Source organism: Streptomyces sp. URMC 127, assembly GCF_051386535.1.
GTDB lineage: Bacteria > Actinomycetota > Actinomycetes > Streptomycetales > Streptomycetaceae > Streptomyces.
The window spans coordinates 1-7022 of sequence record NZ_JBPQTW010000293.1; the positions used below are offsets into that span (position 1 = coordinate 1).

A 7022-nucleotide genomic window follows, 5' to 3' on the forward strand; every position below is an offset into this window, starting at 1 on the left:
CGCCCCCCCCCCCCCCCCCCCCCCCCGCGCCGCGTTCAGCGCCAGTCGCGCGCCCGCAGCGGCATGCCCGACGCCCCCGACCCGGGCGTGCGGACGGCCAGCACCTGGTTGACGCCGATCCTGTTCCGCTCGAAGGACAGGGCGGAGGCGGCCATGTAGAGCCGCCAGACCCGGGCGCGGCCCGCCGAGGTGAGGCCGACGGCCTCCGACCAGTGCTCCTGGAGGTTGGCGACCCACTGGCGCAGCGTCAGGGCGTAGTGCTCGCGCAGCGATTCCACGTCGCGCACCTCGAACCCGGCCTCCTCCAGCTGGGCGACGGTGCGGCCGACGGGGGCGAGCTCGCCGTCGGGGAAGACGTAGCGGTCGATGAACTCGTCGACCTCGTACGCCTCCTCGTCCTTCAGCGGGCGGCGGGCGATCTGGTGGTTGAGCAGCCGGCCGCCGGGCTTCAGCAGGGCGTAGACGTCGGCGGCGTACTCGGCGTAGCGGGCGGAGCCGACGTGCTCGGCCATGCCGATGGAGGAGATCGCGTCGAAGGGGCCGTCGGAGATCTCGCGGTAGTCCTGCACGCGGATCTCGATGCGGTCCGTGAGGCCCGCCTCGGCGACGCGCTTGCGGGCGTAGGCGGCCTGTTCCTCGGAGAGGGTGATGCCGACGGCGCTCACCCCGTACTCGCGGGCCGCGTGCAGCACCATCGAGCCCCAGCCGCAGCCGACGTCGAGGAGCCGCTGCCCGGGTTCGAGGGCGAGCTTGCGGCAGACGAGGTCGAGCTTGGCGCGCTGGGCGTCCTCAAGGGTGGACTGCGGGCTCTCCCAGTACGCGCAGGAGTACACCATCGAGGGGCCGAGGACCCGCTCGTAGAAGGTGTTGCCGACGTCGTAGTGGTGGCTGATGGACTGCTTGTCGCGGCGCAGGGTGTGCAGCGGGCCGCTCGTCCTGCGGGCCTCCTCGCGGGGCGGCCGGGGCGGCAGCCCGGGGCCGGCGAGCTTCACGAGCTCACCGCCCGCGGCGCGCAGGCGCGGGTCGCGCACGGCCGCGAGGAGGGCGGCGAGGCCGGAGCGGGGCGTGCCCTCGCCGCGCTCCCAGAGGGAGCCGGCCAGGAGGTCGAGCGCCTCGTAGAGATCGCCCTCGACGTCGATGTCGCCCGCGACCCAGGCGCGGGCGAGGCCCAGCTCGCCCGGCTTCCACAGCAGCCGGCGCAGGGCCCGGCGGCGGCGGATGACCAGCACGGGAGTGTCGGCGGTGCCCGGCGGGCCGTACTCGCTGCGGTCCCAGGCGCGGACCCGGAGCGGGAGCGGAGCCCCCAGAACCTCTTCCGCGAGCGCGGTGAGCCGTCGAGCGGCGTCGGCCATGTCGCACACACCTCCATGATGCAAGGTCAGGAGAAACGTTCAACTGACACCTAAACACCAAGAGTCGGCACGGTAGTCCCGTTCAGTCAGATTAGATCAACTGTGGGTGGCCGGACATACGGCAAACGGCGTCCACCCCACGGATTGGTGGACGCCGTTGCCGACTGGTTGACCGCGGCCGATGCCGCAGCCGCTGTTAGGAGGCCTTCGCCTTCTCCGACGGAACGGAGTCGGCCTTCGGCTGGGGGGCCGGCTTCGCGGCCTCGTAGAACTCCTCGCGGGGGTTCTCCATGGCGCGCAGGGAGACGACCTCGCGCTTGAGGAACATGCCGAGGGTCCAGTCCGCAAAGACGCGGATCTTCCGGTTCCAGGTCGGCATGGCCAGACCGTGGTAGCCGCGGTGCATGTACCAGGCGAGACGGCCCTTGAGCTTGATCTTCATCTTGCCCATGACGATCATCGCCACGCCCTTGTGGAGGCCGAGGCCCGCCACGGCACCCTTGTTGGCGTGCTTGTACTCGGTCTGCGCGGCCGAGAAGCCCCGCATCGCCGAGATGACGTTGTCGCCGAGGACCTTGGCCTGGCGCAGCGCGTGCTGGGCGTTCGGCGGGCACCAGGCGTTCTCGTTGCCCGCGGCGCGGCCGACGAGGTCGGGCACCTGGGCGTTGTCGCCCGCGGCCCAGATGTAGTCGGTGCCCTTGACCTGGAGGGTCGGGAGGGTGTCGACGTGGCCGCGCGGACCGAGCGGCAGGCCGAAGCGGGCCAGCGCCGGGTTGGGCTTGACGCCCGCGGTCCACACGATCGTGTTGGAGTCGACCTCGAGGCCGTTCTTCAGCACGACGTGGCCGTCGACGCAGGAGTCCATGGACGTCGAGAGGTGGATCTCGATGCCGCGGCTCTCCAGGTGCGCCTTGCCGTAGGCGCCGAGCTTGGGGCCGACCTCGGGGAGGATCTTGTCGGCGGCGTCGACGAGGACGAACCGCATGTCCTCGCGCTTGACGTTGGGGTAGTACTTGGCGGCGTCGCGCGCCATGTCCTCGACCTCGCCGATGGTCTCCGCACCCGCGAAGCCGCCGCCGATGAAGACGAAGGTCAGCGCCTTGCGGCGGATCTCCTCGTCGGTCGTGGAGTCGGCCTTGTCGAGCTGCTCCAGGACGTGGTTGCGCAGGCCGATGGCCTCCTCGACGCCCTTCATGCCGATGCCGTTCTCGGCGAGGCCGGGGATCGGGAAGGTGCGGGAGACGGCGCCGAGCGTAACGATCAGGTAGTCGAAGGGCAGCTCGTACGCCTCGCCGACGAGCGGCGCGACGGTGGCGACCTTGCGGTCCTGGTCGATGGTGGTGACGCGGCCGGTGAGGACCTCCGCCTTGGGGAGCACGCGTCGCAGCGGCACCACGACGTGGCGGGGGGAGATGCTGCCGGCAGCTGCTTCGGGCAGGAAGGGCTGGTAGGTCATGTACGAACGCGGGTCGACGACCGTGACGGTCGCCTCGCCGTACCGCATCTTCTTGAGGATGCGGCGCGCCGCGTACAGGCCGACGTACCCACCGCCTACTACGAGGATCCGTGGACGCTCCGTGGTGCTCATGATTCGAGTATCCAGCACTCTGCGCGGGGGTGCTCGTGCGCCCCTTCACAAGGGATCGGGGGGTATCTGCTACACTCCGCCGCCACCGTGACCCATGCCATATGCATGCAAGGGAACCACTCGCGCTCCGGATGCGTTGGGAACCCCCGTTGAACTGGCCTTGTGGGCGTCAGGTTGACTAGACCACTGCCGCGGCGGCGATCACATAAGCGTCCCTTTAACCCGCCCGAAACCGGACGGCATCGCGCCGCGGGGGCCCCTGGGGGCCCCGGAAGGGCCCAACGGGCCCCTTCGCGCCGCCAACGCTCCCTTTTTTCATGTGAAGGATTTCACGAACTTTTTCCCGGAGGCCCCCGCAGGGGCCTTCACAGGGCGCCTTCTCAGGCGATGGACCAGGCGATTCCGTCCAGAATGTCGTGTTCGCTGACGACGACCTCCTGGGCGCCCACGCGCTCCATGACCGCCTGCAGGACGAGCGCTCCGGCACCGATCACATCGACCCGGCCGGGGTGCATCACGGGGATCGCCGCGCGCTCCTCGTGCGTCGAGGCGAGCAGCCGCCCGGTGATCTCCCGGACCTGCTCCAGGGAGATCCGCGCGTGGTGGATGCGCGTCCAGTCGTAGTCCGCCAGGCCCAGCGCGATCGCCGCGACCGTGGTCACCGAGCCCGCGAGGCCGACGAGCGTACGGGCCTCTTCCAGGGGGACGGTCTCCTCGGCCAGGTCCAGCGCGGCCTCGACGTCCTCGCGTATCGCGGCGATGCGCTCCGGCGTCGGCGGGTCCACCACCACGCCGTCCGCGACGAGATGGCGCTCCGTCATGCGCACGCAGCCGACGTCGACGCTGCGCGCCGCCCGCACGTGCTCCTCGCCGACGACGAACTCGGTCGAGCCGCCGCCGATGTCGACCACCAGGAAGGGCTTGGCCAGGTCCTGACGGCCGGCCAGCTCCTTGGTGGCGCCGGTGAAGGAGAACTCGGCCTCCTGGTCACCGCTGATCACCTCGGGCTCCACGCCCAGGATCTCCACCACGCCGCGCACGAAGTCCGCGCGGTTCTCCGCGTCGCGCGAGGCGGAGGTGGCGACGAAGCGCACCCGCTCGGCCTTCAGGTCGCGGATGACCTCCGCGAACTCCCGGCAGGCCGCGAACGTACGCTCCAGGGCCGCATCCGCCAGCCGGCCCGTGCGGTCCACGCCCTGCCCCAGACGGACGATCGTCATCCGGCGGTCGAGCTCGGTGAACGCACCGGTCTCCGCGTCGAGATCGGCGACGAGCAGGCGGATCGAGTTCGTGCCGCAGTCGACGGCGGCGACGCGGGTCACTTCCCCTCACCCCCGTCCGGCGCGGCGCACGGGGTCACGCACGGGCCCTTGGCCCACCACTCGGGCAGCAGCGCCAGCGCCTCGTCGCCGAACGGGTTCACGCCCGGGCCGGCCACCAGCGAGTGACCCACCAGCACGTGCAGGCACTTGACGCGGTCGGGCATGCCGCCCGCGCTCGGGAAGCCCTCCAGGACCTCGATCGCGTCGCGGCGGCGGAGGTAGTCCTCGTGGGCGGCGCGGTAGGCGGCGGCGAGCTCCGGGTCGGTCGCCAGCCGGTCCTGCATCTCCTTCATCAGGCCCGACCCCTCCAGCGTGCCGATCGCGGAGGCGGCGCGCGGGCAGGTCAGGTAGTACGTCGTCGGGAAGGGCGTGCCGTCCGGCAGGCGAGGGGCGGTCTCGACCACGTCCGGCTGGCCGCAGGGGCAGCGGTGGGCGATGGCGCGCAGCCCGCGCGGCGGGCGGCCCAGCTGCTCCTTGAACGCCTCGATGTCGGCGGCGGTGGGCTCGGTGGGCTCGGTCTGGGGCGGAGGGGTGTCCATGTGCTCGCTCGTGTCGTCTTCGCTCGGTTGTCGGCCGGTGTCGGCGGCCTTCGTCAAGGAGTGGGGCGGGGGGCGGGGGCGTCAGCGCGGGGTGTCCGCGGCGTCCACACCGTCCCACAGGTTGCTGTACCAGGGGCGGTCGGCGGCGCCCTGGTCGCGGGGCCGGCGGGCGGTGCCGCTGCCGTCGACCACGCTGTAGCCCGTCTCGCCGGGGCGCAGGTAGTGCAGGTGCTCGCGCGCCTGCTGCTCGACGTACGCCGGGTCCTCCAGGCGGGCCTTCTCGTCCTCCAGCCGCTGCACCTGCTCGCGGGCGCGCTCGGACTGGCGGCGCTGGTCGGCGATGTCGGAGCGCTGGGTGACCCACTGGCGCATGGGGTAGGCGAGGGCGACGACCAGCGAGCACACGACGAGCGCCAGCAGCGCCGCGCGGCCGGTCAGCCGGCTGCGGCGCGGGCCCCGGGCGCGGTAGACGCGGGCCGTGGGGCCCTGGACGAGCACCGAGCCGAGTGCCCTGAGCCTGGTCGCGGTGGAACGGTCCGCCGCCACTTCGCCTCCCCGAGGTCCTGGTCGCCCGCAGTCCCGCTACGAACGTACGTCCCCGGCCACGGTACGGGACCGTGGCCGGGGACGTGGTGAGGCTGCGGTTCTGAGGCCGTGTCAGCCCGCGGGCACCGGCCCTGCAGCTGTCAGCCCTTGAGGCGTCGGTCAGCCCTTGCTGCTTTTACTGGTTCGCAGAGCGAAACCGCGGGAAGGCGCTGCGGCCGGCGTAGACCGCGGCGTCGTCGAGGATCTCCTCGATGCGCAGGAGCTGGTTGTACTTGGCGACGCGCTCGGAGCGGGCCGGGGCGCCGGTCTTGATCTGGCCGCAGTTGGTGGCGACGGCCAGGTCGGCGATGGTGACGTCCTCGGTCTCGCCGGAGCGGTGCGACATCATGCACTTGAAGCCGTTGCGCTGGGCGAGCTCGACGGCGTCGAGGGTCTCGGTCAGCGAGCCGATCTGGTTGACCTTGACCAGCAGGGCGTTGGCGGCGCCCTCCTCGATGCCGCGGCCGAGGCGCTCGGGGTTGGTGACGAACAGGTCGTCGCCGACGAGCTGGACCTTGTCGCCGAGCTTCTCGGTGATGGTCTTCCAGCCGTCCCAGTCGTCCTCGAACAGCGGGTCCTCGATGGAGACCAGCGGGTAGGCCTCGACGAGCTCGGCGTAGTACTCGGTCATCTCGGCGGCCGTGCGGTCCTGGCCCTCGAACTTGTAGACGCCGTCCTTGTAGAACTCGGAGGCGGCCACGTCGAGCGCGAGCGCGATGTCCTGGCCGGGGGTGTAGCCGGCCTGCTTGATGGCCTCGAGGATGAGGTCGAGGGCCTCGCGGTTGGAGCCGAGGTTCGGGGCGAAGCCGCCCTCGTCGCCCAGGCCGGTGGACAGGCCCTTGGCCTTCAGGACCGACTTGAGGGTGTGGTAGACCTCGGTGCCCCAGCGCAGGGCCTCGGAGAAGGACTCGGCGCCGATCGGCGCGATCATGAACTCCTGGATGTCCACGTTGGAGTCGGCGTGCGAGCCGCCGTTCAGGATGTTCATCATCGGAACGGGCAGCAGGTGCGCGTTCGGGCCGCCGAGGTAGCGGAAGAGCGGCAGGTCGGACGCCTCGGAGGCGGCGTGCGCGACGGCGAGGGAGACGCCCAGGATGGCGTTGGCGCCGAGCGAGCCCTTGTTGTCGGTGGCGTCCAGGTCGAACATGGCCTGGTCGATCAGGCGCTGCTCGGTGGCGTCGTAGCCGACGAGCTCCGGGCCGATCTGCTCGATGACGGCCAGGACGGCCTTCTCGACGCCCTTGCCCAGGTAACGGTTCTTGTCACCGTCGCGGAGCTCGATGGCCTCGAAGGCGCCGGTGGAGGCGCCGGACGGCACGGCGGCACGGCCCGTGGAGCCGTCGTCGAGGCCGACCTCGACCTCGACCGTGGGGTTGCCTCGCGAGTCGAGGATCTCGCGAGCTACGACGACGTCGATGGACGGCACGAGGGTCTCCTTCGTGTGTGTCTGAGGTTCTGCAGCACGAGCCTAACGGGCGCCGGAGGCTCACCTCGCCGTTGGATCGTGTTTCCGGCCCGAGAAAACCGAAAAATCCCTAAAATCCGCAAAAACAGCGCAACGAGCGCGATCGCATGAAGAGTGCGGAATGTCCCGTAAAACGGCAAAGAGGGGCGGGGGGGGGGGGGGGGGGGGGGG

6 protein-coding genes are annotated in these 7022 nt (G+C 71.1%); all 6 read right to left on the reverse strand.

Annotated elements, in window-relative coordinates; genetic code table 11:
• Window positions 1–35: 35 nt before the first annotated feature.
• The 6 genes from ACSNOH_RS32255 to eno all read right to left on the reverse strand — a co-directional run bounded on the left by ACSNOH_RS32255 (window position 36) and on the right by eno (window position 6812).
• The gene (locus ACSNOH_RS32255; RefSeq protein WP_436725002.1) at window positions 36–1352 is read right to left on the reverse strand and encodes a class I SAM-dependent methyltransferase; all 1317 of its coding nucleotides are present in this window, start codon (window positions 1350–1352) and stop codon (window positions 36–38) included.
• 196 nt (window positions 1353–1548) lie between these two features.
• Window positions 1549–2940 (reverse strand): NAD(P)/FAD-dependent oxidoreductase, encoded by a 1392-nt coding sequence (locus ACSNOH_RS32260; RefSeq protein WP_436725003.1) that lies wholly within the window; start codon window positions 2938–2940, stop codon window positions 1549–1551.
• 380 nt (window positions 2941–3320) lie between these two features.
• Window positions 3321–4262 carry a Ppx/GppA phosphatase family protein gene (locus ACSNOH_RS32265; protein WP_436725004.1) on the reverse strand — a complete coding sequence of 314 codons (942 nt, stop codon included), beginning with the start codon at window positions 4260–4262 and terminating at the stop codon, window positions 3321–3323.
• A complete protein-coding gene (locus tag ACSNOH_RS32270) occupies window positions 4259–4801 on the reverse strand; it encodes a DUF501 domain-containing protein (RefSeq protein ID WP_436725005.1) in 543 nt (180 codons plus the stop codon). Before ACSNOH_RS32270 ends, ACSNOH_RS32265 begins: the two co-directional genes overlap by 4 nt.
• Window positions 4802–4882: 81 nt before the next feature.
• Complete coding sequence (locus ACSNOH_RS32275; protein WP_030365176.1) at window positions 4883–5347, reverse strand: FtsB family cell division protein; 465 nt, start codon at window positions 5345–5347, stop codon at window positions 4883–4885.
• Window positions 5348–5522: 175 nt separating this feature from the next.
• Complete coding sequence (eno, locus tag ACSNOH_RS32280) at window positions 5523–6812, reverse strand: phosphopyruvate hydratase (RefSeq protein ID WP_436725006.1); 1290 nt, start codon at window positions 6810–6812, stop codon at window positions 5523–5525.
• Between the last annotated feature and the right edge of the window lie 210 nt (window positions 6813–7022).

Coding starts and splice junctions, on each gene's coding strand:
- ACSNOH_RS32255 (WP_436725002.1), bottom strand. CDS start 1,352: ATGGCCGACGCCGCTCGACGGCTCACCGCGCTCGCGGAAGAGGTTCTG.
- ACSNOH_RS32270 (WP_436725005.1), bottom strand. CDS start 4,801: ATGGACACCCCTCCGCCCCAGACCGAGCCCACCGAGCCCACCGCCGCC.
- ACSNOH_RS32260 (WP_436725003.1), bottom strand. CDS start 2,940: ATGAGCACCACGGAGCGTCCACGGATCCTCGTAGTAGGCGGTGGGTAC.